Annotated in this window: 20 protein-coding genes; 5 read left to right on the top strand and 15 right to left on the bottom strand. The window is 57.0% G+C overall.

Translation table 11 applies throughout. The features are described 5' to 3' along the window. Positions 1–198: 198 nt before the first annotated feature. From J2X66_RS11950 to J2X66_RS11885, 14 genes are all read right to left on the bottom strand, one after another. Positions 199–1428, bottom strand: a complete 1230-nt coding sequence (locus tag J2X66_RS11950; protein WP_310264404.1) for a hypothetical protein — start codon at positions 1426–1428, stop codon at positions 199–201. A 169-nt stretch (positions 1429–1597) separates the two neighbouring features. Beyond that, positions 1598–2779 carry a hypothetical protein gene (locus J2X66_RS11945; RefSeq protein WP_310264402.1) on the bottom strand — a complete coding sequence of 394 codons (1182 nt, stop codon included), beginning with the start codon at positions 2777–2779 and terminating at the stop codon, positions 1598–1600. Between the two features lie 229 nt (positions 2780–3008). Beyond that, complete coding sequence (locus J2X66_RS11940) at positions 3009–3947, bottom strand: carbohydrate kinase (RefSeq protein WP_310264399.1); 939 nt, start codon at positions 3945–3947, stop codon at positions 3009–3011. A 13-nt stretch (positions 3948–3960) separates the two neighbouring features. Next, on the bottom strand, positions 3961–5457 hold the full coding sequence (xylB, locus tag J2X66_RS11935) for a xylulokinase (RefSeq protein ID WP_310264397.1): 1497 nt from the start codon (positions 5455–5457) through the stop codon (positions 3961–3963). Between the two features lie 126 nt (positions 5458–5583). After that, positions 5584–7059, bottom strand: coding sequence for a mannitol dehydrogenase family protein (locus J2X66_RS11930; RefSeq protein WP_310264394.1), 1476 nt, complete (start codon positions 7057–7059; stop codon positions 5584–5586). Between the two features lie 15 nt (positions 7060–7074). Then, positions 7075–8178: a sn-glycerol-3-phosphate ABC transporter ATP-binding protein UgpC gene (locus J2X66_RS11925; protein ID WP_310264392.1), complete on the bottom strand. Its 1104-nt coding sequence runs from the start codon at positions 8176–8178 to the stop codon at positions 7075–7077. A gap of 33 nt (positions 8179–8211) precedes the next feature. Next, positions 8212–9042 (bottom strand): carbohydrate ABC transporter permease, encoded by an 831-nt coding sequence (locus J2X66_RS11920; RefSeq protein ID WP_123431547.1) that lies wholly within the window; start codon positions 9040–9042, stop codon positions 8212–8214. 10 nt (positions 9043–9052) lie between these two features. Then, a complete protein-coding gene (locus tag J2X66_RS11915) occupies positions 9053–9979 on the bottom strand; it encodes a carbohydrate ABC transporter permease (protein ID WP_405046769.1) in 927 nt (308 codons plus the stop codon). Positions 9980–10133: 154 nt separating this feature from the next. Then, on the bottom strand, positions 10134–11444 hold the full coding sequence (locus J2X66_RS11910; RefSeq protein ID WP_310264389.1) for a sugar ABC transporter substrate-binding protein: 1311 nt from the start codon (positions 11442–11444) through the stop codon (positions 10134–10136). Positions 11445–11690: 246 nt separating this feature from the next. Then, positions 11691–12596, bottom strand: a complete 906-nt coding sequence (locus J2X66_RS11905; RefSeq protein WP_310264387.1) for an AraC family transcriptional regulator — start codon at positions 12594–12596, stop codon at positions 11691–11693. 79 nt (positions 12597–12675) lie between these two features. Beyond that, complete coding sequence (locus J2X66_RS11900; RefSeq protein WP_310264384.1) at positions 12676–13557, bottom strand: phospholipase; 882 nt, start codon at positions 13555–13557, stop codon at positions 12676–12678. Between the two features lie 126 nt (positions 13558–13683). Beyond that, a complete protein-coding gene (locus tag J2X66_RS11895; protein ID WP_310264382.1) occupies positions 13684–14550 on the bottom strand; it encodes a phospholipase in 867 nt (288 codons plus the stop codon). Positions 14551–14694: 144 nt separating this feature from the next. Further along, entirely contained in the window at positions 14695–15990 is a 1296-nt protein-coding gene (locus tag J2X66_RS11890) for a glycosyltransferase (RefSeq protein ID WP_310264378.1), read from the bottom strand. Positions 15991–16052: 62 nt separating this feature from the next. Then, a complete protein-coding gene (locus tag J2X66_RS11885; protein WP_310264377.1) occupies positions 16053–16412 on the bottom strand; it encodes a response regulator in 360 nt (119 codons plus the stop codon). A 260-nt stretch (positions 16413–16672) separates the two neighbouring features. On the opposite strand from J2X66_RS11885, the gene J2X66_RS11880 reads away from it, so the two are divergent. From J2X66_RS11880 to J2X66_RS11860, 5 genes are all read left to right on the top strand, one after another. After that, complete coding sequence (locus tag J2X66_RS11880) at positions 16673–20164, top strand: response regulator (protein ID WP_310264375.1); 3492 nt, start codon at positions 16673–16675, stop codon at positions 20162–20164. Then, a complete protein-coding gene (locus tag J2X66_RS11875; RefSeq protein ID WP_310264372.1) occupies positions 20164–20997 on the top strand; it encodes a protein-glutamate O-methyltransferase CheR in 834 nt (277 codons plus the stop codon). The genes J2X66_RS11880 and J2X66_RS11875 overlap by 1 nt, the downstream gene beginning before the upstream one ends. After that, positions 20994–21587 carry a chemotaxis protein CheB gene (locus J2X66_RS11870; protein ID WP_310264370.1) on the top strand — a complete coding sequence of 198 codons (594 nt, stop codon included), beginning with the start codon at positions 20994–20996 and terminating at the stop codon, positions 21585–21587. Before J2X66_RS11875 ends, J2X66_RS11870 begins: the two co-directional genes overlap by 4 nt. Continuing rightward, entirely contained in the window at positions 21581–22762 is a 1182-nt protein-coding gene (locus J2X66_RS11865) for a hybrid sensor histidine kinase/response regulator (RefSeq protein ID WP_310264369.1), read from the top strand. Before J2X66_RS11870 ends, J2X66_RS11865 begins: the two co-directional genes overlap by 7 nt. A gap of 77 nt (positions 22763–22839) precedes the next feature. Beyond that, complete coding sequence (locus J2X66_RS11860) at positions 22840–23217, top strand: response regulator (protein ID WP_310264366.1); 378 nt, start codon at positions 22840–22842, stop codon at positions 23215–23217. 28 nt (positions 23218–23245) lie between these two features. Here J2X66_RS11860 and J2X66_RS11855 read toward each other — a convergent pair whose 3' ends face one another. After that, complete coding sequence (locus J2X66_RS11855; RefSeq protein WP_405046777.1) at positions 23246–24901, bottom strand: ATP-binding protein; 1656 nt, start codon at positions 24899–24901, stop codon at positions 23246–23248. Positions 24902–24906: the final 5 nt, after the last annotated feature.

Genomic DNA, 24906 nt, shown 5'->3' with positions numbered 1-24906 from the left:
CCTCTCAATTCTTCGGCTAACCAGGAGTTCAGTCTTGGGTTTTAGCGCATCCAGGCAGAGACGGAGACGTTAACGAGTAAAGCGCATCCGGGAACTCAGCAAGTGGCGCAGAATGGACGATTGAACCTTAACGTGCGCAGGGTATTGCAAATACAGGACGAACGAAAAGCGTTCGTCCTGGCTAAGACTCAGTTCCAGCTAATGAGGTATGGAAAAACCAATAGCATATCTTTTGCCATCTGCACCTATCGCGGAGCCTACACCGAAGGTGCCTTCTGGGTTGATCCCTTGCAAATGACTGGCATTGCCTCCCTTATAGAATCCAATCCCCACCGTTTTCAGCGAATCCGACAAGTAAGCACCCTGGTTGACTTTTTCGGCACTGCGGGTATTGATCAATACGGTGGTGTTTTTATCCGCGATACCTGCAGTGCTTACGATAGACGTACTGGGCAAAGGCTCGATTTCAATGACCTTTCCTTGGTGGATGTCCCACAAGGCATCATGTTCATGCCCAGCGTTATCTATATAGACAATCAGCTTTATACCTTCAGCATTAATGTACGCCGACACGCTTTTATCGTCGGGTTCCTTCTTCATTACGCTAGGTTCTCCGTCGGGAGTCGGCCAGTAGGTTGCTCGGGATATCCCACCTGAAAAGTTACATGTTCCCAGTACTCGTCCATACTCGCTGGCGTTGCCTAGCGTGCAACGAGTACTGTTCTCTGGCATTTTTAATGCTGTTATTACATACGTCGAATTCCCTGGCTTTTTTGTAGCGATTTTTGCTTTAAGGTTACCAGTTGTGTCGGGGCAGTTGAGAGTGATCCAGTTATAGTTTGTAGGCGACTCCATGATTGAAGTGGGGACGCAGCCGTCCCATGAGCCGGTTATCGGCACTGCCACATCACTATTAACGCGCCAGTAAACTGCCATCGATTCCCCTTTAAGATTAGGCTCCTTGAAGCTTTGACCTACCGTGACGGTCTGGCCAACACTTTTGACTGTGGCGCTTTTGTCAGGCGATGTACCAACCATTGCAGGCTTCAACACGATGGGCGGGATGCTTGGTTGGTCTCCATCCCAAGCCACCGGTACCTTGGTACCATCAGTGGAGCTGCATGTTCCATATACCTGATTCCGCTCTGTAATCCGCAGTGCTTCGCAAGGCATGCCTGGCACCATCGGAAGCAAGGTGTACGTAGTATTACCAGACTTGTACCTGAACCAGGCCACTTTTTTGGTGCTGTCTTTTTCATCAGTGCATTGCCCGACTGCGTTATGCCGGTCGTTGGCTGCAATCGCAACGCAGTTTCCGAAGTTGTGAAGTCCGATATCCACAAGAATGGGAGGGCTCTCTTGACTTATAGCGAAAGGTATAAACAAAATTGAAAGCATGAAGAGCAAAAGTGCATATAGGATTTTCATGTTGGCTCCTGCCTGGGTTTAGCGTATTTGTTCGCGAGTAGAGCGTTGTATTTTTTTTGTGTCGCTGTTGGTGTTAGTGTGAGTTGCAATGTCCCCGTCTTGTGAGAAGTGGAAGTGCCGTACTCATGCTCGGAATATTTTATCGGTGGAGGCTTTTCTCTAAACTTTCTCAGTACTTTATTTCTGCCATGAATTCTCCATTGGGAGAAATAGCCGTCACTCCACCGAACTCACCACCTCCCACCATAGTGAACTCTGGCGGCTCCGAACCCACGACATCGCCAACCACTTTTTGTCCGTCGTTTTCTTTTCGCAGCAGCAGGACGTTATTGTCGCTAATGCGTTTGATCCGGCCATAGGTCTGACCTTTTGGTGCAGTGACAATATTGATGGCGATGTCTTGTGGGTGCCAATACCCGGGGTTTGGTGTGCCGCCCAGATCTCGGTAATCGAGTGCAATGTTTCCAATGTTATTAACGGCAACGCCAACAACGCTAGACGTGAAATTATGCAAGTCGAGTACATGGGGCTCCGGGTTCGACCAATCCCAGTAAGTCGCCATGGTCTTTTTGTTCGCCGAGACACACCCACCTACATACCTGCCTGCATTGCTGACGGCTCTAATTTGGCATGACGTGTAAGTCGGAGGGGCGTTTACCTTGACGGCGATGAAACCAGAAAGATCTCTGTAGGCAATTCTCGCGATGCCTTGTCCGGCATCGTCACTGCAGTTGAGCGCGACACGAGGCACGTCGGGCGCCATCTGATCGTTGATCGCAACGGCCTGGCAGTTATCTCTGGGGGTTGACACTGTCATCGGGTTTTTAGCGTCAATGGAGGTCCACATTGATGCTGTGGCGCGGCCATTTTTGTCGAGGCTTTGTCCCACGACAAACCCGCTGTTGTTGTATGCAACCGCTTGTGAACTGACATCGTCCGGGTTTTTCTGGTCTTGGAGGATGCTGCGAAGCGGCTCCAGTTTAGTGGCAACGGTATAGGGAGGTTTCCAGATCGTCCCGAACTCCAGGCCGTTTTTTTCTTTGCAGTTGCCTGAAATGGTTCCGTCGATACCAATTCCCAGAACTTTGCAGTCTTGTCCTTGTTCAAGGCTCGGGAGGATGACCGAACCAATGTCATCCGAGCGCCAAACGATCACCGCGCCATTAGAGGCGGTGCAGTTTCCAACAGCGCGTTGATAGTTGTTGATATCGATCACTTCACACGATGAAACGTCTTTGGCCATATGTATTTGCAGAGTTTTGGCCGCGATGGCGTCAGTGCCGTATGCCAAAACGAATGTAGCGAGGATCAGGTTCAGCGAAGTTAGATTTTCAGTTGTATTCTGTTTCATTTTTTCTGCTCCATCTTGTCGGCATACCCGCTTGAACCCGATCGTTGTTCGAGTCCGTTGCAGCAACATCACAAGAGGAGTGAATATCAAAAAATGAAGCTCGACTACTGTCAGATCTAACAGTAGACGGAAGCTGTTAGTGCGCATTGACTGGGCGGTTGAAGTCGTCGTTTTGCTATTCGTGAAATATTCGCCCCCGACAGTTTCAGTTCACCGCGGGGACGATTCATCAGATGAGTTGGTGCCGATACGGCAAATCCGGCCCGGTCTTGCTGCACGTCAGCGCCGCCGCCTGCACCGCGAACTTCAGCATCCCGTCGATTTGCCCGCGCTCAAGGGATTGCACACCTTCAACCGAATCCAGCTGCTGCTCGGTCAACCAGGTAATCAATGCCGCCTGGAACGTATCACCCGCGCCCACGGTATCAGCGATTTTCACTGCGCTCGCCGGCACCGACCACGAACCATGCGCACGGCTGAACACCGTTGCACCCTCGCCACCGCGGGTCAGGAATACCAACTGACAGCGATGCTGCAGCCAACCCTCAATCACCCGCTGCGGATCTTGCTCGGGGTACAACAGGCTCAAGTCTTCATCGCTGACTTTGATCAAGTCGGCTAACTCAACCAGCGTCGCCATCCGCGAGCGCCACAGGTCGATGTTCGGCTCAGGATTGAGTCGCACATTCGGATCAAGGCTGATCAGGCGTTTGCCGCTTTCACGCTGCACCAACGCCAGCAAGGTGTCGGCAATCGGTTGCACCACCAGTGAAAACGAGCCGATGTGCAAACCGCGCACTTGCGGGCCCAGTTCAGGCAAATGCTCAGTTTTGAGCTGCCGGTCTGCGCAACCTTCACCACGAAAGCTGTAGTGGGGCGAGCCATTGGCGCCGACGGCGACCATGGCCAGCGTGGTCGGTGCGGCGAAATCCACCAGGTAATCCGGGCGCACACCTTCATCTTGCAGCACTTGCTGCAAACGTCGACCGAGGTAGTCGGTGGACAACCCGGCAAACAGCGCCGCCTCGACACCCAACCGACGCAAACCAACCGCCACATTGAACGGCGAACCGCCGGCAATTGCCTTGAAGTTCACTTTTGAAGCCAGGCCACTGGCGTCTTCTTCACTGAAGAAATCGAACAGCGCTTCGCCACACACCAGATACATAGTTGTTCGCTCTTTAAAGGGTTGCGACATGTTGTTGATAGCGTTCATAGGCCTGCTGACAGGCCGCCACATTGTCAGCAATCGGCAAGGTTTCACTGGCCGGATCGAGCTTCACGCAACGCTCGCACAGGTCCGCCAGACTGTCCTCGTGGCCGTTTGCCCAGGACTTGCACCACGCCGCCTGAATCGCTGCGCCCAGGGCTGCCGCTTCGCTCTGCTCGGTACAGATCACCGGGGTGTTCATGATGTCGGCGACGATCTGCCGCCACACCGGGCTTTTCGAGCCGCCGCCGATCAGGCAAATGCTGCGGCTTTGTAAGCCATTCTGGCGCAGCAGGTCCAGTCCGTAACGCAAACCGAAGGTCGTGCCTTCGACAACTGCGCGGCACAGGTTGGCCTGGGTCAGGTTGGTCATGGTCAAGCCCAGCAGGCTGCCGGTGGCATGGGGCAGGGCGGGGACGCGTTCGCCATTGAGGAACGGCAGCATGCACACGCCGTCGGCACCGATGGGCGCCTGCTCGACCAATTCGTTGAAGCGTTCGATATCAAGGTCGAACAGCTCGCGGATGACCCCCGTGGCGTTGGTCAGGTTCATGGTGCAGATCAGCGGCAGCCAGCCGCCGCTGGACGAGCAGAACGTGGCGACCGATGCATCCGGGCTGACTTTCGGCTGGTCGGCATAGGCGTACACCGTCCCCGAAGAGCCGAGGCTCATGGTGATCGCGCCGGGTTTGATATTGCCGGTGCCGATCGCGCCCATCATGTTGTCGCCGCCCCCGCTGGACACCAGCGCTTGCGGGTTGATGCCGAGATGTTCGGCGATGCTCGGCAGGATCGTGCCGACCGCTTGATGCGCGTCGATCAACTCCGGCAACGCGGCTTGCAGGCGTCCGGTCGGGTCGATGTCACGCAGCAACTGCAAATCCCACTGGCGGGTCCGCACGTTGAAATACCCGGTGCCTGAGGCGTCGCCGTACTCGCTGCAACTGCGGCCGGTGAGCCAGTGGTTCAGGTAGTCGTGGGGCAGGAGGATGCGGGCGATCCGGGCGAAAATGTCCGGGTGCTGTTCTTTGGTCCACAGCAATTTGGAAACGGTGTACCCCGGCGCAATGACCACGCCGAGGCGCTCCAGTGAGCCTTTTTCGCCGCCGAGGTGAACCAGCAACCGGTCGTTTTCCGGGGTGGACTCGGTGTCGCACCAGAGCTTGGCCGGACGCAGCACTTGGCCCTGGTCGTCGAGCAGCACCAGGCCGTGCTGCTGACCGGAGACGCCGATGCCGAGGATGTCCTGGCCGTCGACGTGCGCCGCGAGTAACGCGCGGCGGGTCGCCAGGGCGAACGCTTCCAGCCACTGACGGGTGTCTTGCTCGCGACGACCGTTGGCGCCGCTGATCAAGCTATGCACGGCGGCGCCCTGGCCCAGGACCTGGCCACTGTGGGCGTCGAGGATCACGGCTTTGGTGCCTTGGGTGCCGCAGTCGATGCCGAGGAAGAGGTGTTGATTTGTCATGTGTACCCCGTACAGATCGTTCCCACGCTCTGCGTGGGAATACCGCAATGGACGCTCTGCATCCGCTTCTGAATGGGACGCCGAGCGTCCCGGGGTGCATTCCCACGCAGAGCGTGGGAACGATCATCACGCGGCGAGGATTTTTTCCAACGTCCGCGTCACACCCACCTCCCGCAAGCTGTCACAGCACCATTCAAACGCCGCTACAAACTCCGGCGAACGGGGAATCGCCGTACCAAAGATCTCCTCAACCTCCAGCAACCGCTGGGTGATCAACGCATCATCGGCCACCAAGGCCTGGCAGAACGTCGCCCGCGGATCGGGTATCGAATAAGTATCCCCATTCTCATCCACGCCTTTCAAATATAACGCCCAGGCCGCCACCACCAACGCGGCACGCTTGGTCTCCTGGCCATCGGCAATCAGGCGATTAATCGTCGGAACGGTGAACTTGGGAAACTTTGACGAGCCGTCCGAACACACACGCTCCAACTGATCGGCAATCGCCTGATTGGAGAAACGCGCCACCAGCGTGTTCTTGTACTCCGTCAGATCAATCCCCGGCACGGGCGACAGTTGCGGTGTGACGTCCAGATCCATGTAGGCACGCATGTACTGCACAAACAGCGGGTCGTTCATGGTCTCGTGTACGAAGCGATAACCCTTCAGGAACCCCAGATACGTCAGGGCCAGATGACTGCCGTTGAGCAGTTTGATCTTCATCTCTTCATACGGCGTGACGTCGTCGGTGAATTGCACGCCGACCTTTTCCCAGGCCGGACGGCCGTTGACGAACTTGTCTTCCAGCACCCACTGCACAAACGGTTCGCAGACCACCGGCCAGGCATCGTCGACGGCATGTTTGTCGTGAAGTTGCAGCTTGTGTTCAGTGCTGGTCATTGGCGTGATGCGGTCGACCATCGCGTTGGGAAAGCTCACGCTGGTGGCGATCCAGTCACGCAGATCGGCATCGCGCAACGCGGCGAAGGCCAACAAGGCTTTGCGGGTGACGGCGCCGTTGTGCGGCAGGTTATCGCAGGACATCAAGGTGAAGGCCGGCGTGCCGGCGGCGCGACGTTTGGCCAGCGCAGCGCAGAGGAAGCCGAACACGGTTTTCGGTGCGTTCGGGTTGGCCAGGTCGTGCTGGATTTGCGGCAGGTGCGCCATGAACTCGCCGTTGCTGTCGTCGATGCAATAACCGCCTTCGGTGATGGTCAGCGAGACGATGCGGATCTCTGGGCTGGCGAGTTTGTCGATCAACACCTGCGCGCCGTCTTCGGCCAACAGCATGTCGCGAATCGCGCCGATGACCCGGATCTCGGTGTCGTCGGTGTCGCCCAGTTCGAACAGGGTGAAGAGGTAATCCTGCTCTTGGAGATCGTCCCGGGCGCGGCGGTCTTCGGCGCGCAGGCCGACCCCGCAAATCGCCCAGTCCAGGCCTTCTCCGGTATTCATCAAGGCGTCGGTGTAATACGCCTGATGGGCACGGTGAAAACCTCCGACGCCGATGTGGGCGATGCCTTGGCGCGTATCGCTCAGGGCGTAGGCGGGCAGGGCCACTTCGGGGGCGAGGCGGTTGAGGTTCTGTTGGTTGAGTTTCATCACGGGCTCTCTAAATCAGGCCGCTGCACGCAGCGGGCGGGTCAGCGCCACGCCGTCGGCATCGAATAAATGGCAGTGTTCGGCGTCCAGGTGCAGGCTCAGCGACTCGCCGTAACGGCTGGCGAGGTCGCCACGAACGCGCATGGTCAACGCTTCGCCGGAAGCGGTCACGACGTGGCAGAAGGTGTCGCTGCCCAGGCGTTCGCTGACGTCGGCGGTGACCTGCAAGGTGCAGTCGCCGGTTTGTGCGAGGTTTAGATGCTCGGGACGAATGCCCAGGGTCACCGCGCCGCCGACGTTCAGTTGGGCACCGCTCAGCGGCAGGGTAATGCGGGTGCCGGCATCCAGCAGGACTTCACAGCTTTGGCTCTCGACTCGGGTGACTTTGCCCTTGAGGAAACCCATTTTCGGCGTGCCGAGGAACCCGGCGACAAACAGGTTGGCTGGCTGGTGGTACAAGTCCAGCGGCGAGCCGACTTGCTCGATTTTGCCGCCGTTGAGGACGACGACTTTGTCGGCCATGGTCATCGCTTCGACCTGATCGTGGGTCACGTAAATCATCGTCGCTTGCAGGTCTTTGTGCAGGCGCAACAGTTCCAGGCGCATCTGCACGCGCAGCGCGGCGTCGAGGTTGGACAGCGGTTCGTCGAACAGGAAGATTTTCGGGTTGCGCACGATGGCGCGGCCGATTGCGACGCGTTGACGCTGGCCGCCGGAGAGTTGCTTGGGCTTGCGCTCAAGCATTGGTCCCAGCTCCAGGATGCGCGCCGCTTCGCCGACTTTCTTCTCGACTTCAGCCTTTGGTACGCCGGCCAGATCCAGGGCGAACGACATGTTCTTTTTCACGGTCATGTGCGGGTACAGGGCGTAGGTCTGGAACACCATCGCCAGGTCGCGCTTGGCCGGGCTGACTTCGGTGATGTCGCGGCCGTCGAGCTCGATGGTGCCGCCGCTGACTTCTTCCAGGCCGGCGATCAGGCGCAGCAGGGTCGATTTGCCGCAACCCGACGGGCCGACGAACACCACGAATTCCTTGTCGTTCACTTCCAGGTCGATGCCTTTGATGATGGAAAAGCCTTCGAAGCCTTTTTGCAGATTCTTGATTTTCAGGTTGGCCATGGTGGCGCTCCTTTTGTGCTTATTCTTTGAGGGCTATTTCACGGCACCGAACGACAGGCCGCGGACCAATTGTTTCTGGCTGATCCAGCCGAAGATCAGGATCGGCGCGCAAGCCAGGGTCGACACCGCCGACAACTTGGCCCAGAACAAGCCTTCAGGGCTTGAGTAAGAGGCAATCAACGCGGTCAGCGGCGCGGCTTTGGATGAGGTCAGGTTCAAGGACCAGAACGCCTCGTTCCAGCACAGGATCAGCGACAGCAAAACGGTTGAAGCCAGGCCGCCCTTGGCGATCGGCAGCAGCACCCGGACCATTTCCTGCCACAGCGTGGCGCCGTCGAGGCGCGCGGCTTCGAGGATGTCTTTGGGGATGTCTTTGAAGTAGGTGTAAATCATCCAGACCACAATCGGCAGGTTGATCAGCGTGTAAATCACGATCAGCGCGATGCGCGTGTCGAGCAGGCCGAAGGTCTTGGCCAGCAGGTAAATCGGCATCAATACGCCCACCGGCGGCAGCATCTTGGTGGAGAGCATCCACAGCAGCGTGCCTTTGGTGCGTTGGGTTTCGTAGAACGCCATGGAGTAGGCCGCCGGCACGGCGATCAGCAGGCACAACGCCGTGGCGCTGAAGGAGATCACCACCGAGTTCCAGGCGAAGCTGAAGTAATCGCTGCGCTCGTTGATGTGCAGGTAGTTCTCCAGGGTCGGCGTGAAGATGAACTGCGGTGGCGTGGCGAAGGCGTCGATTTCGGTTTTGAAGCTGGTCAGCACCATCCAGAAGATCGGGAAGAAAATCAGGATGGCGATGGCCCAGGCCAGCGTGCCGAGCAACAGGCTTTGCAGGCGACGGGATTGTTGAAGGGTCATGGCGCAGGCCTCAGGCTTTGTCTGTCAGGTTTTTGCCGATCATGCGCACCAGCACGATGGCCGCGATGTTGGCAATCACCACCGCGATCAAGCCGCCGGCGGATGCCATGCCGACGTCGAACTGCACCAGCGCCTGGTTGTAGATCAGGTAGGCGAGGTTGGTCGAGGCGTAGCCGGGGCCGCCGTTGGTGGTGGTGAAGATTTCGGCGAACACCGAGAGCAGGAAGATGGTTTCGATCATCACCACCACGGCAATCGGCCGCGCCAGGTGCGGCAAGGTCAGGTGCCAGAAGATGGCGACGGGCCCGGCGCCGTCGAGGCGTGCGGCTTCTTTCTGTTCCTGGTCGAGGGACTGCATGGCCGTCATCAGGATCAGGATCGCGAAGGGCAGCCATTGCCAGGACACAATGATAATGATCGACAGCAACGGGTAGTGCGCCAGCCAGTCCACCGGTTGCGCGCCGAACAGTTTCCAGACGTAGGCGAGAATCCCTGACACCGGATGGAAAATCAGATTCTTCCAGATCAACGCACCGACGGTGGGCATGATGAAGAACGGCGAGATCAGCATGACCCGCACGATCCCGCGGCCCATGAACTCACTGGCTTCAAGCAGTGCACTGATCAGCACGCCGAACACCACGCTGATCAGCAGCACGCTGCCCACCAGCAACAAGGTGTTGCTGGCACCGGGCAGGAAGCCCGAATCCGTCAGGAAGTAAGTGAAGTTCTCCAGCCCGACGAACTCGTTTTCACCCGGATTGAGCAGGTTGTAGCGAATGGTCGAGAAGTAGACGGTCATGCCCAGCGGCACGATCATCCACAGCAGCAACAGGGCGACCGAAGGACTGACCAGAAACCAGCCGGGGTTGGCCAACCGGCTTTTACGCACCGGTTGGGGAATGTCCATGTGAGCTTTGGCAGTTGAAATATTCATGGTGATCACAACCGAGTCATACAGACCTATAGATATCTAATGTAGGAGTGAGCCTGCTCGCGATAGCGGTGTTTCAGTCACTCATTGTTTTGAATGAGAGACCGTCATCGCGAGCAGGCTCACTCCTACAGAAGTCAGGAGCAAAAGGAGTGGGTTACTTGGGATAACCGGCGCGCTTCATCTCACGCTCGGTGGTTTGCTGCGCCGCGTTCAGCGCTTGATCGACCGTGGTTTGCCCAATCAGCGCCGCCGAGAACGACTTGCCGACCTGGGTGCCAATGCCCTGAAATTCAGGAATGGTCACCAACTGAATACCGATATACGGCACGGGCTTGAGCGTCGGCTTGCTCGGGTCCGCTGCTTTGAGCGACTCCAGCGTGACCTTGGCGAACGGCGCGGCATTCATGTAGGCCTCGCTGTAGGTCGAAGCACGAGTGCCGGGCGGCACGTTGGCGATGCCGTCTTTCTCCGCGACCAGCGCGCCGTATTCCTTGGAAGTGGCCCAGGCACTGAATGTTTTGGCGGCGTCCTTGGCCTTGGAACTGGTCGGGATCGCCAGCGCCCAGGAATAGAGCCACGCCGAGCCCTTGTCGGTGATTTCGTGCGGGGCATAGGTGAAGCCAACCTGGTCGGCCACCTTGCTTTGGGTTTTGTCGGTGACGAACGAGCCGGCAACGCTGGCATCGACCCAGATTGCGCATTTGCCGCTGTTGAACAGTGCCAGGTTTTCATTGAAACCGTTGCTGGAAGCGCCCGGTGGGCCGGACTGCTTCATGGTGTCGACGTAGAAGTTCAGGGCGTTTTTCCACTCTGGACCGGTGAATTGCGGCTGCCATTTCTCATCGAACCAACGTGCGCCATAGGCGTTGGCGATGGTGGTGATCAGTGCCATGTTTTCGCCCCAGCCGGCTTTACCGCGCAGGCAAATACCGTACTGTTCTTTATCCTTGTTGGTCAGTTTGCCGGCGAATTCACCGATCTGGGTCCAGGTCGGGCGCTCGGGCATCGTCAGCCCCGCATCCTTGAACAGGTCGGTGCGGTAATACGTGATCGAGCTTTCGGCGTAGAACGGCAGGGCGTACAGGGAACCCTTGACTGAGAGGCCCTCACGCACCGACGGGAAGACGTCGTCGAGGGCATAAGACGCCGGCAAATCCTTCATCGGCTCCAGCCAACCCTTGGCACCCCACAGTGCGGCTTCGTACATGCCGATGGTTAGCACATCGAACTGTCCGCCCTGAGTGGCGATGTCAGTGGTCAGGCGTTGGCGCAGGACGTTTTCTTCCAGTACCACCCAGTTGAGCTTGATGTCCGGGTGCTCGGCCTCGAAGGTTTTCGAGAGCTTTTGCATGCGGATCATGTCGCTGTTGTTGACGGTGGCGATGGTCAGCGTCTGCGCGCCGAGGCTGACGCTGCTGAGGGTCATGCAGGTGAGGGCAAGCAGAGCTTTTACAGAAGGTTGCATCGTGCACTCCTTTTCTGCGACCCAAGGGTTACAGAAGGACAGTTATTGTTTTTGTGTCTTCCTGCGGCAGGAAGAATGTGCGCTGATTACAGCCCTCAATTGAAGATGTGACAAATCATCCATCGCACTTGGATCGATACTATTTTGCACTGGGGTTTAAAGCGGTAGACACAGGGAAGGGCTTTTCAGCGCGGAGGCGCTATCGATTCCGTACAGGTTCCAGGCTGAAATACAGCCCCCTGTGGGTTAGCCGAGATTTTGCTCAGTGAGGCGCTGCACCGCCAGCCGCCGGTAGTGCGACGGCGTCATGCCCTTGAGTTGCTGAAAACGCCGGTTGAAGTTGGAAATATTGTTGAAACCCGACTCGAAGCACACGTCGGTCACCGGTTTGTCGCCATCGGCCAGCAACTCACAGGATTTGCTGATGCGCAGACGATTGACGAATTCGATGAAGCAGCGCCCGGTGGCTTGCTTGAAGACGCGACTGAAGTAAGTCGGCTTCATGCCCAAATGCTCGGCGACTTCCTCGAGCGACAGCTCCCGGGCGTAGTGGGCGAAGATGTAATCCACGGCTCGGTTGGTGCGATCGATATTGTGCTCATCAGCCAATTGCGGCGTCGTTGCCCCTGACAGCAATTGAAAATCGTCGGAGGCTGCCAGCAGCTCCAGCAGAATAAAAAAATGCCCGAGGCGGGTCACGCCTTGGGTGTCGGCGATCCGTTGCATCAGTGTCATGGCCTGGCGGATGGTGCGCTTGCAGCGAAACTCGATGCCGTACTGCGCGCGCTCCAGCAGTGGGGCCAAGCTCTTGAGTTCGGCGAACACCTGATGGCCGCTTTCGAACAACTCGTCAGTGAAGTTGACCAGCATGTCGCGCTTGGGCACCACTTCGTCTTCCTCGACCTGGCTGATCCAGTTGTGCGGCAGGTTGGGGCCAGTGAGGAAGAGTGTCTCCGGATAGAAGTTGCCGATGTAATCGCCAATGAACACTTTGCCGGAGCTGGCGACGATCAGGTGCAGTTCGTATTCCTTATGAAAATGCCAGCGCACCAAAGGGCAGGGGAACCCGTGCTGGCGGTAAATGATGGACAACCCGTTATGGTCATCCATCAGTTCATAGGAGGGGTCTGTCACGCGGGCTGTTCGGGTCATGTCAGGATGCTTTTCTTGTTATCGCTACCGGATCATGCCCCTTTTGGCACCTGCGATGCCAGCCTGCAACGACTATCTCTTATGCCGGCTCATGCAATCGGTGTCCGTATACCGCCTTCATGCTGGTGGCACTCCAGCAATAGCGGACAATGTCCGCTTCATCAAAGAAGTCGGTGCTGATAATGCTGCACCGTGTGACCCAATCGCGAGAGCTGTGGAACCAATCGTTGATTTGATTTTTTAAGTGTTGCGGGCCACCCAGCAGCGAATAGCAGGTCGCTGGCAACGACCAGAGGAAGGTCTCGTAAGGTGCTCCTGCGAGGGTGGTCTCGATGTGCGATTTCAGATCGATGGCATCGATGAATGAGTTGCCGTTCCACTTATGAGGAATCTGCGGCCAGAAATATTCATTGTCCAGTCCGGGTTTCGCGCGCGCCGCCAAGACGATGCGGCGCCGCGAACTGGCACGTTTGAGTTGTTCCACGGTGCTGAATGCATCCGAATAGGGAATCAAGCGCGAACCCAGGCGGCGCATCAGCAAGTCATTGAATTGCCGGTAGTCAAAAATCTTTGACCCATCTCCCAACTGATGGAAGTCGAGGACGATGAATTCGTCCGGATTTTGAGTCAGGAATGTCGCTACCGCTTCGATCAGCTCATCAAGAATGCGGTGGGACTGAAAGCCGTTGTGATGAAAATAATAGACCGGTACTTCCGGGCCGGCGGTACAGCCGAGTCGGATATCGAATGCCCGTGCGCCGTTGGCCAGTTGCCAGGCAAATGAATCGTTCTGGCACGTCGTCCAATTGCCGACCACGACCTCGTAGTTGGGGGCCTTTTTGTCCATCCCGGCGTTGTGCGTGCCGGGCCAGACAATATCGGTCAGCTTCAACCGGTCGATGTCCAGTACGTTGCTCATCCATTTTTGTTTGTCGAGTGCAGTTGCAGTGTTATAGGTCATGACGTTTCCTTGTCGGTGATTTGCCCCATCCGTGGGGGAGACTTCATGACCCAGCATAGAAGTGCCTCTCAGCATTGCCAGTCACAGAAATACTTGCACAAAAATAGCGATTTGGTGGCACGGCAACTAAACATTGCGCCAGCCGGCTTTTTTCAGGTTGACGGTCTTGCAATAAGAAACCAGTTGGGATTCTTCAATGAAGTCGACATTGATAATGTTGCACTTCTCGGCCCAATTACTGATCTTTGGGTCAAACCAGGAGTCAAGTTTTTCGTGTATATCCACCGGGCCGCCGAGCGCGCTGTAGCTGGTAGCGGAAAGTGACCAGGGTGCCCACGTTCCTGGCGGGTTTCTCAACACGTCAGCAATGTGCTTCTCTAATTCCTTAGCGTTGGTGATGCCGCTGCCGGACCATTGGTGTTCGATTTGCCGGATAAACAAATTTTCATCAAGTGCGGGATGCCATGGGGCTGCGACCAACACCCTTTGTACGGGGCTGGTTTTTTTGAGTTGATGCAGACTCAAGGATTGGTTTTTTCTGGGGATCAGGCAATGGCCGAGAAATTGCTTGATCATATTATTGAAGTAAGCGTAATCAAACGGGTCACCCTTCAAATCATGGAAGTCCAGAATGATGAACTCATCGGGATTCGCCCGAAGAAAGTGTTGCACATCGGTGACAAGAGTCCCCAAGGTACGGTTATTGCGGTAGCCATTGTGGTGAATGCGAAATTTCGCTGGATCGGGTGCACCCGCGTCGTACATCAGTCGAATGTCGAGTGCTCGAGCGCCATGGTTCAGTTGCGCGAAAAAGGATTGATGCTGGCAGGCCAGCCAATGAGCACCTGGAATAAATGGCCAGGACGCTTTCCAGTCGCTGCCAGCGTTGTGAGTGCCCGGCAGTGTTAATTCAGTGAGCGACAATGTATCAATTGCCGGATGGGCGGACATCCAGTTGTTGAGCGCGTCATTATTTTGAACAGCGTTATTCATGTGATGCATCCCTGCATTGAAAGATTAAATAAAAAGACTGTGCCGAACGGGACTGAAAGTTTGCACGTTCGGCTGGGTATTAAGAAGGGGGATGCCGGGCGGGGTCAATAATACGGCTGATGCAAAATGTTTATTGTTAAAGCGTTATAGCGGAGTTCTGTTTTTTGCTTCAATCCATTGGGCCATATACTGCGTACTTTTATGGTGGTGATGACGCAGCATGCTGCCTGTAAAGTTATCGCTTCTAAGTTGCGACAGATGTTGCTGGCAGTACAACAATTTATCGATCAATGCTGGACCATGTTCAGACGCTTGATAGCGATCGGCCAACAACGTCCGCCCCAGAGATTGGGCTTCTATCCAAAGTGTTTCATCCTTGTACAGTCGAACCGCGCTATCGGCGAACGCCTGAGCTGTCTGGGTCACTGCGCCGGGCCAGAGATGTTCGCCATGCATCGCTTCGGCGCCGATAGGCGTTGTGACTGTAGGCGTGCCACACAACATCGCGTCGACGATCTTGCCTTTGATACCAGCACCGAATCGCAGCGGTGCCAGACACACCCGTGCCGCCGACATGACTTGCAAGGCATCTTCAGCCCAGTTCATGACATGAAAGCCCTGCGCCGGGTTGTGCAAGGCCGTGGCCTTGGGTGGTGTGTAAGCGCCGTAGATATGCAACTGCGCCTTGGGCAATTGTTCGCGGATCAATGGCCAGATGGCCGTTTTCATCCAGAGCACCGCATCCCAGTTCGGCGCATGGCGAAAGTTACCGATACTCAAAAAGTGCGCCCGGTCTGCAAACGGCAACGGTGGCGCACTGGGCGAATCGACCATCAGGGGGCACCAGTGCAACAGGTTGCGCGGCAACTTGAATTGTTCGACCAGCAACTCGATTTCCACCTCGGAAATCATCAGGTTCACGTCGCAACGATACAGCGCGGCAATTTCGCGTTTGGCCAGGTCCGTATCCGCCATCAACTCGAACTCTTCGCGCAATGCCGGGGCAAACAACTCGCTGAAGTCGTTGGCGTCATCACGGTCTTTCAATCGGTCTTTGAGTCGTTGATGCCGGGCATGACGCAGACTTTGCAAATCGGAGGTCTCGAGGACACGCAGCGCGTCGGGGCAATGTTTTTCAACGCGCCAGCCGAATTGTTCTTCCATCATGAACTGATCGAACAGCACGATATCCGGCGCCAGCTCGGTGATGAACGCGTCAAAGCTGCTGTTGTTCAACTCGATGGCGACTTCACGAATACCCAGCGCCGTCAGGTCCGCCCGGTGTTCACCGGTGCCGGCCGGACTGCTGAAGGTGACGTCCCAGCCTTGCTGCAAGAACGTATCGAGGATTTGCATGACATGCCCGCTGGCCGCTGAAGAGCGGGGCTCGGGCCAAACGTAACCAATAACCAGAACTTTGGTTGCGCGGGGCTGACTCATTAACGGGAATTCCTTGGTGCGGGTAATGGAGAGGGGCCGTACTGAGAAGTCGTACTGATAGGTCAGGCAAGCATGGACTTGACCTTGTCCCGCAGCTGATCAATCGAAAACGGTTTGCCGATCACCTGCATGCCGGCAGGCACATCAATGCTTTCGGCATAACCGCTGGCGAACAGGATGGGCAACTCAGGGCGCAGCATTCGCGCCTGGATAGCCAGTTCCCGGCCGTCCATCACGGGCAAGCCGACGTCGGTCATCATCAAGTGGATGTACTGGTCTTCATCGTTGAGAAATTCCAGTGCCTGCTCGCTGCCATCGGCCTCAAGGACTTTGAACTCCAGCTCCTCCAGCACGTCAACGATCAGCATGCGCACAATGGCATCGTCTTCGACTACTAAAATGATGAAGGCGTCGGTGGACATAGTGGTTACTCACAAAGATTGAATTCAGGGGTGCCGGTCGATGGAAGTCACCGGGCTCTTGCATGAGTAAGTGGCGGATCCCGACAAGTTCCCAGCGTTGTGCAAAAAAGAACAGCTGTACAAGATGGCAAGGATAACCGCTCCCTTCGCGCTCGCGCAGCTAAATGCGGGATTTACCCTGTTACAAGGCAGAAAATTGGATCAGCGTGCTTCTTTTGGGGCAAACTCCGTGCTTTTGAACAGTTCGACAAGGCCTCCCCATGACCACTGCGTCTTCGGTTGATGAGCAACGATTCCGCAAACTCCTGAGCCGCAACGTCAGCCTGCCATTGGGCGTCGGTGTCATCAGCGCGGTATTTTTTGTTTCGCTGATCACTTATCTGTTGTCGGTAATCCAATGGGTCGAGCACACCGACCGGGTGATCAATAACGCCAATGAAGCGGCCAAGTTGACCATCGACCTGGAAACCGGCATGCGCGGTTACCTGCTGACCGGTGACGAGCACTTTCTTGACCCCTACGAAACGGCCAAGCCGAGAATAGCGGTGGCCCTTGATACCTTGCTTGAGCTCACCGCGGACAACCCGGCGCAAACCGATCGCTTGCGTCGTCTGCAAGCGTTGCAGACCGAGTGGGCGAGCTATGCGCAATCGATGATCGATTTGCAGCGCACCAGCGGTGACTATCGCGGTGCGGTCAAGGCCGGGCGCGGCAAGCGCCTGACCGATGAAATCCGCAAGCAGTTCGAAGACGTGGTCGACATGGAGCAGCAGCTGCGCGCCACGCGCAGCGACGAAGTGCGCCGTACCACGCTTTGGAGCATCGGCCTGTACCTGCTGTTCGTCGCCGGTGTCAGCGCCATGCTCGCCTTCATTGGTCGACGCGACTTGCTCAATCTCTCGCAAATCTACAGTGCCAACCTCGCTGCGCAGCAATCCAGCGCCTTGCGCCTGGAGCAACAAGCCTGGCTGCGTAACGGCCAGACCGAGCTGGCCGAACAAGTATTGGGCCAGCTGAGCCTCAATCTGTTGGGGCGCAACATTCTGCAGTTTTGCGCGCAGTACCTGGGCACCGCCGTCGCCGCCATTTATGTTCGCGAAGACCACGGTGGCCTCAAGCGTATTGCTTCCTACGGTTTCTCTCGCGAGCAGGAAGAGCGAAATCAGCAGATCTACAGCGATGAAGGCATTGTCGGCCAGGTCGCGAACCAGGCCCGCCTGATTCGTCTGGATGATGTGCCGAGCAATTACTTCAAGGTCAGTTCGGGCCTGGGCGAAGGCCTGCCGCAGAGCGTGCTCGTGGTGCCGACCAGTGACGACGACCGGGTCAACGGTGTGATCGAACTGGGCTTCCTGCGTCCGCTGTCTGATCGTGACATCGAGTTGCTGGAGTTGATTGCCGGCAACATCGGCACTTCCATCGAGGCGGCACGCTATCGCCAGCGTTTGCAGGAAGTGTTGGCTGAAACCCAGCAGCTCAACGAAGCGCTGCAAGTGCAGCAGGAAGAGCTCAAGACCGCCAACGAAGAACTCGAAGAACAGTCGCGGATTCTCAAGGAGTCCCAGGCGCACCTGGAAACCCAGCAGGTGGAACTCGAGCAGACCAACGAGCAGCTCGCCGAGCAGGCACAGATCCTCGCAGACCAGCGCGATGCCATGGATCAGAAGAACACCGAGCTCAACCTGGCCCAAGTGCAACTTGAGGACCGCGCCCTGGAGTTGCAGCGCTCCAGTAAATACAAGTCCGAGTTCCTCGCCAACATGTCGCACGAACTGCGCACGCCGCTGAACAGTTCGTTGATCCTGGCCAAATTGCTCGCCGAAAACCCTCAGGAAAACCTCAGCGCCGAACAGGTGAAATTCGCCGAGTCGATTTATTCCGCCGGTAATGACTTGCTCAACCTGATCAACGACATTCTCGATATTTCCAAAGTCGAGGCCGGCAAGCTGGAGATGCGTCCGGAGAACGTCAGCGTCGAGCGTCTGGTTGACGGCTTGCGCGGGATGTTCGAGCCGATGGCGGCTGACAAGCACCTCGCGTTTCACGTTGAACTGCAACCCGGTGCGCCGAAGATGCTTTTCACCGACCGCCAGCGTCTGGAACAGGTGATCAAAAACCTGCTGTCGAACGCGGTGAAATTCACCGAGAAGGGTTCGGTCAGCTTTACCGTGGCCTCGCAACCGAATGAGGGCGTGGCCTTCATCATCCGCGACTCGGGCATCGGTATCGCCGAAGACCAGCAGGACAGCATTTTCGAAGCGTTCCGTCAGGCGGATGGCACCACTAATCGCCGGTACGGCGGCACCGGCCTGGGCTTGTCGATTTCCCGGGACCTGGCCGCGTTGCTCGGTGGTGCGATCAGCGTCAGCAGCGAGCCGGGGCAGGGCAGTGTGTTCACGCTGGTGTTGCCTGAGCAATACGTCGAGCCGGGCGACGAGCCTGTCGAGCCGATGCAGACTTCACCCGTCGCAATCACCCCCCGCTCGGCACCGGCGGAGTTGGCTCCACTGGTTGCCCCGGTTGATATTCCTCGTTTCAACGACGACCGCGGCCAGGCGCCGTTCAAGACGCGGTGCATTCTGATCGTGGAGGATGAGCCGAACTTTGCGAACATTCTTTTCGACCTTGCGCACGAACTGGGCTATCAGTGCCTGGTTGCTCACGGGGCCGACGAAGGGTATGACCTGGCCAAAGAGTTCATTCCCGACGCCATTCTGCTGGACATGCGCCTGCCGGATCATTCCGGGCTCACCGTGTTGCAGCGCCTGAAAGAGCACGCCGAAACCCGGCACATTCCGGTTCACGTGATATCGGTTGAAGACCGGGTCGAGGCCGCCATGCACATGGGCGCCATCGGTTACGCGGTCAAGCCGACGACTCGCGAAGAACTCAAGGATGTGTTCGCCCGCCTCGAAGCCAAGCTGACCCAGAAGGTCAAGCGCGTGTTGCTGGTGGAAGACGATGATCTGCAGCGCGACAGCATTGCCCGGCTGATCGGTGACGAGGACATCGAAATCACGGCGGTAGGCCTGGCCCAGGACGCGCTGGACCTGCTGCGCACGACGATTTTCGATTGCATGATCATCGACTTGAAATTGCCGGACATGCTCGGTAACGACTTGCTCAAGCGCATGTCCACGGAAGACATCTGCTCGTTCCCGCCGGTGATTGTCTACACCGGGCGCAACCTGACCCGCGATGAAGAGACCGAACTGCGCAAGTATTCGCGCTCGATCATCATCAAAGGCGCGCGTTCGCCTGAGCGTTTGCTGGACGAGGTCACACTCTTTCTGCACAAAGTCGAATCGAAGTTGTCCCATGAACGGCAAAGGATGCTCAAGACCGCGCGCAGCCGCGACAAGGTCTTCGAGGGTCGCAAGGTGCTGCTGGTGGACGACGATGTACGCAACATCTTCGCCCTCACCAGTGCACTGGAGCAAAAGGGCGCAGTCGTGGTCATTGGTCGAAACGGTCGTGAAGCGATTGAAAGGTTGAATGAAGTCGAGGACATCGATCTGGTGTTGATGGACGTGATGATGCCGGAGATGGATGGCTTCGAAGCCACTATCGAGATCCGCAAGGACCCGCGCTGGCGCAAGCTGCCGATCATTGCGGTGACGGCCAAGGCCATGAAGGACGATCAGGAGCGCTGCCTGCAGGCGGGTTCCAATGATTACCTGGCCAAGCCCATCGACCTGGATCGCCTGTTCTCGCTGATTCGCGTGTGGTTACCGAAGATGGAACGCATTTAGTGGAAGGCATTTATTCAGTGGAGCGAAACAGCGACATCGAATTGCGCTTGTTGATCGAGGCGATTTACCTCAAGTACAGCTATGACTTTCGCGACTACTCCGGCGCTTCGATCAAGCGTCGGGTAAATCATGCGCTGGTTCAGTTCGAGTGCAATACCATCTCGGCGTTGCAGGAAAAGGTCCTGCATGACCCGACTGCGTTTATGCAGTTGTTGCAACTGCTGACGATCCCGGTCAGCGAGATGTTCCGCGACCCGTCGCACTTCCTCGCGATCCGCAAGGAAGTGGTGCCGCTGCTCAAGACCTATCCCTCGATCAAGATCTGGATTGCCGGGTGCAGTACCGGTGAAGAGGTCTATTCGATGGCGATTCTGTTGCGTGAAGAAGGTTTGCTGGAACGCACCATCATTTATGCCACCGACATCAACCCGCGCTCGCTGGACAAGGCCCGGCAAGGGATTTTCTCCATGGAGAATGTCCGCGCCTACACTGCTAATTACCAGCAGGCCGGTGGCCAGTGCTCGTTCGCCGATTACTACACGGCGGCCTATGGCTACGCCATTTTTGACAAGAGCCTGTGCGAGAATGTGACCTTCGCCGACCACAGTCTGGCGACGGACAGTGTCTTTTCAGAGACTCAATTAATTTCGTGTCGTAACGTATTGATTTATTTTAATAAAAAACTTCAGGATCGTGCGTTCGGATTGTTTCATGAGTCGCTGTGTCATCGTGGATTCCTGGTGTTGGGCAGTAAGGAAACCCCGGATTTTTCGGCCTTCGGCAACCAGTTCGAGCCGCTGGTCAAACAAGAACGGATCTACCGCAAATCATGAACGACACTGAAGCTGTTCCTTCTATTGAAGCTATCGTGATCGGCGCTTCGGCCGGTGGCGTAGAGGCGTTGCTGACTATTCTCAGCCCGTTGCGCGAAGGCTTCGCACTGCCAATCATTGTTGTGTTGCACCTGCCTGAAGAGCGCCGCAGCCTGTTGGCTGAAGTATTTGCGCGCCGGGTTTTAATGCCTGTTCGGGAAGCGACCGATAAAACCCGGATTGAAGCCGGGACGTTGTATTTCGCCACGCCCGGTTATCACCTGTCGGTGGAACATGACCGCAGTTTCTCTTTGAGCCTGGAAGAGCGCGTCCACCATTCGCGACCCGCCATCGATTACCTGTTCGAGTCCGCTGGCGACACCTACGGTTCAGCACTGGCCGCCGTGTTGTTGACCGGGGCCAACCGTGACGGCGCTCGTGGTTTATCCCACGTCAAAAGTCGCGGTGGAATGACCATCGTGCAAGACCCGAATGAGGCGCAGGTTGCAACCATGCCCCAGGCGGCGCTGGATGTTCATGAGCCGGACCATATTCTCCCTATCGGCGGCATCGGCCGTCTGCTTGTCGAGCTGGAACGAATAGCATGCTAAGTAACATCCAAGCCAAACTGCTGATCGTCGACGATCTGCCGGAGAACCTGCTGGCGCTCGAAGCGCTGATCAAGCGCGAAGACCGCATGGTCTACAAAGCCTTGTCCGCCGATGAAGCCTTGTCGCTGCTGTTACAGCACGAATTCGCCATGGCGATTCTCGATGTACAGATGCCCGGCATGAACGGCTTCGAGTTGGCCGAATTGATGCGCGGCACGGAAAAAACCAAAAACATCCCGATTGTGTTCGTCAGCGCTGCCGGCCGGGAGTTGAACTACGCGTTCAAAGGCTACGAAAGCGGTGCGGTGGATTTCCTGCACAAGCCGTTGGACATTCACGCGGTCAAGAGCAAGGTCAACGTGTTCGTCGACCTGTATCGCCAGAGCAAAGCGATGAAGCAGCAGGTTGAAGCGCTGGAGCAGAGCCGCCGCGAGCAGGAAGCGTTGCTTCAGCAATTGCAGAATACTCAACTGGAACTGGAGCAAGCAGTGCGCATGCGCGATGACTTCATGTCGATTGTCGCCCACGAAGTGCGCACGCCACTCAATGGCCTGATCCTTGAAACCCAGCTGCGCAAGATGCACCTGGCCCGGGATAATGCGTCGGCGTTCACCCTGGACAAGATGCACGCCATGGTCGACCGCGACGAACGGCAGATCAAAAGCTTGATCCGGTTGATCGAAGATATGCTGGATGTGTCGCGCATTCGCACCGGCAAGCTGTCGATCCGTCCCACAAAGTTCGATCTGGTGCAATTGGTCGGCAATCTGTTGGATAACTTCAAGCCGCAAGTCGAGGCCGCCGAGTGTTCCACGCGCTTTACTGCCGAGCAGCCAGTGGTCGGCCACTGGGATGAGTTTCGCATCGAGCAAGTCATTTCAAATCTGCTCACCAACGCCTTGCGTTATGGTGGCAAAAGCCAGATTGATGTGCGGGTGTACGTACAGGACGGTCAGGCGCGGGTCGAGGTGCAGGATCAAGGGATCGGCATCAGTGAAGAAAACCAGAAGCGTATTTTTCAACAGTTCGAGCGTGTTTCCGCCAAGACCGTGGTCGCGGGGCTGGGTCTTGGACTGTTTATTTCCGAGCAGATTATCGCCGCCCATGGCGGTTCCATCGCCGTCGAGAGCAAAATCAACGAAGGCGCTCTATTTCGCGTTTGTCTGCCGCTTTAGGAAATGAGCCAGATAAACGCAACCTCTGAGCGACCCCACGGTCGTATCAGCAGCTATTGACCGAACAAAGGCTTCCCATGAGTGAAGATGCACAAGATGTAGTACTCGTCGTCGAGGATGACCCCTCGATTCTGATGGTGCTGTCCGCGTACTTGTCGGGTGAAGGTTACCGGGTGCTGCAAGCCGAAAATGGCGAGCAGGCCTTTGAAATTCTGGCGAGCAAGCCGCACCTGGACATGATGATCACTGACTTCCGCTTGCCCGGCGGGATTTCCGGCGTGCAGATCGCTGAGCCCGCAGTGAGACTGCGACCGGAACTCAAAGTGATTTTTATCAGCGGTTATCCGCAGGAAATCCGCGAGACAGACAGCCCGATCACCAAGACCGCGCCGATCCTGGCCAAGCCGTTCGACCTGGATGAACTGCAAGAGCTCATGCAGCAACTGCTGTCCTGAGCTCTTTGCCATAGGCCCTCGGGGCGCATCAGATACTGATCATCTCCCGCACCTTGGCCGTCAGCAGGTCAAAGGTGAAGGGTTTGGTGATCATCTGCATGCCGGGGTCCAGAAAACCACCCCGCACAGCCGCGTGTTCGGCATAACCGGTGATGAACAGCACTTTCAGGTCAGGCCGATATTGCCGACCGATTTCCGCCAGTTGTCGGCCGTTCATGCCCGGCAGTCCGACATCGCTGATCAATAGATCAATCCGCTGCGCGGAATCAAGAATCGGCACCGCGCTGTCAGCGTCACCGGCTTCCACGAAGGCATAACCCAACTCACTCAACACGGCACTGACCAGCACGCGAACCGCCGGGTCGTCCTCGACGATCAGCACGGTTTCACCATCCTGAGCATAAGGCGCCTGCTGGATGTCCATCAGGTTTTCCTCGGCCAGCTCCCCGCCTCTGTAGCGCGGCAAAAACACACTCACTGATGTGCCGCGACCGACTTCGCTGTCGATCGTGACGTGACCGTTCGACTGCTTGCTGAACCCGTAAATCATCGACAACCCCAAACCGGTGCCCTGACCAATCGGCTTGGTCGTAAAGAAGGGGTCAAAGGCGCGGGTGATCGTGCTTTCGGGCATGCCACAACCGGTGTCGGAAACGCGCAGCACCACATAATCACCGGGCTGTAGATTGCCGTGGGCCGCAACGAATCCCGAATCGAGCGTTTGATTGGACGTATTGACCGCCAGCGTGCCGCCTTCGGGCATGGCATCGCGGGCGTTGAGCACGAGGTTGAGCAGGGCGCTCTCGAGTTGATTGGGATCGGCCTCGGCCACCCATAAGTCATCGCTCAACTGCATGTCCAGATGAATACTTTCATTGATGCTGCGTTGCAGCAGTTCGCCCATGGACACCACGAGGGTGTTCATTTCCACGGGTTTGGAGTCCAGTGATTGACGGCGCGAGAACGCCAGCAGGCGATGAGTCAGGCCGGCGGCTCGGTTGGCAGAGGTCACGCCAAGGTCGATCAAGCCGTCGAGGTCCTCGGTGCGTCCTCTGGCGAGACGCCGGCGCAGCAACTCAAGGCTGCCGATGATGCCGGTCAGCATATTATTGAAGTCATGGGCAATGCCGCCGGTAAGCTGGCCAACCGCTTCCATCTTTTGGGATTGTCTGAGGGCTTCTTCGTTGTGGCGCAACTGTGCAGTGCGCTCCTCGACTTGTTGCTCGAGGGTTTCCAGGGTGTTTTGCAGGCGCAGTTCACTTTGGCTCAGATCGATCAACCGGTCCCTGGCCTCATACTGTCGTCGACGACCGCGCAACGCGGTGGTGACGAGACTGATCAAGGTCACCGGATGAAAAGGGCGCTCAAGAAAGGTGACGTTGCCTAATTGCGGGCCGAGTCGTGACGCAGGGTTCTGCTCCGGGCCACCGTGGTGTGTCAGTAATACAATCGGCAGATCGGACCAGGCCGGTTGCTGATCGATCAGCAACCGCAGAGGGTCAAGATCACTCCCTATCAGGGCTTCCGAAGAAATCAGCAGCAGGCCGGCACCTTTGACCAACTCCGCGCACAGCGCCACCAGATCCCGGGTCACAATGCCTTCGAATCCCGCCTCGTTGAGCATCATCAGCGCAATCTGGCTGTCACGTCCCAGTGGCGCGAGAATGATTGCGCGCTCGGACATCGCCT

It is taken from the genome of Pseudomonas sp. 3296 (assembly GCF_031456615.1).
Taxonomy (GTDB): domain Bacteria; phylum Pseudomonadota; class Gammaproteobacteria; order Pseudomonadales; family Pseudomonadaceae; genus Aquipseudomonas; species Aquipseudomonas mucoides.
The sequence above is the reverse complement of the archived record's forward strand: the minus strand, read 5'-3'. Positions and strand labels throughout refer to the sequence as shown.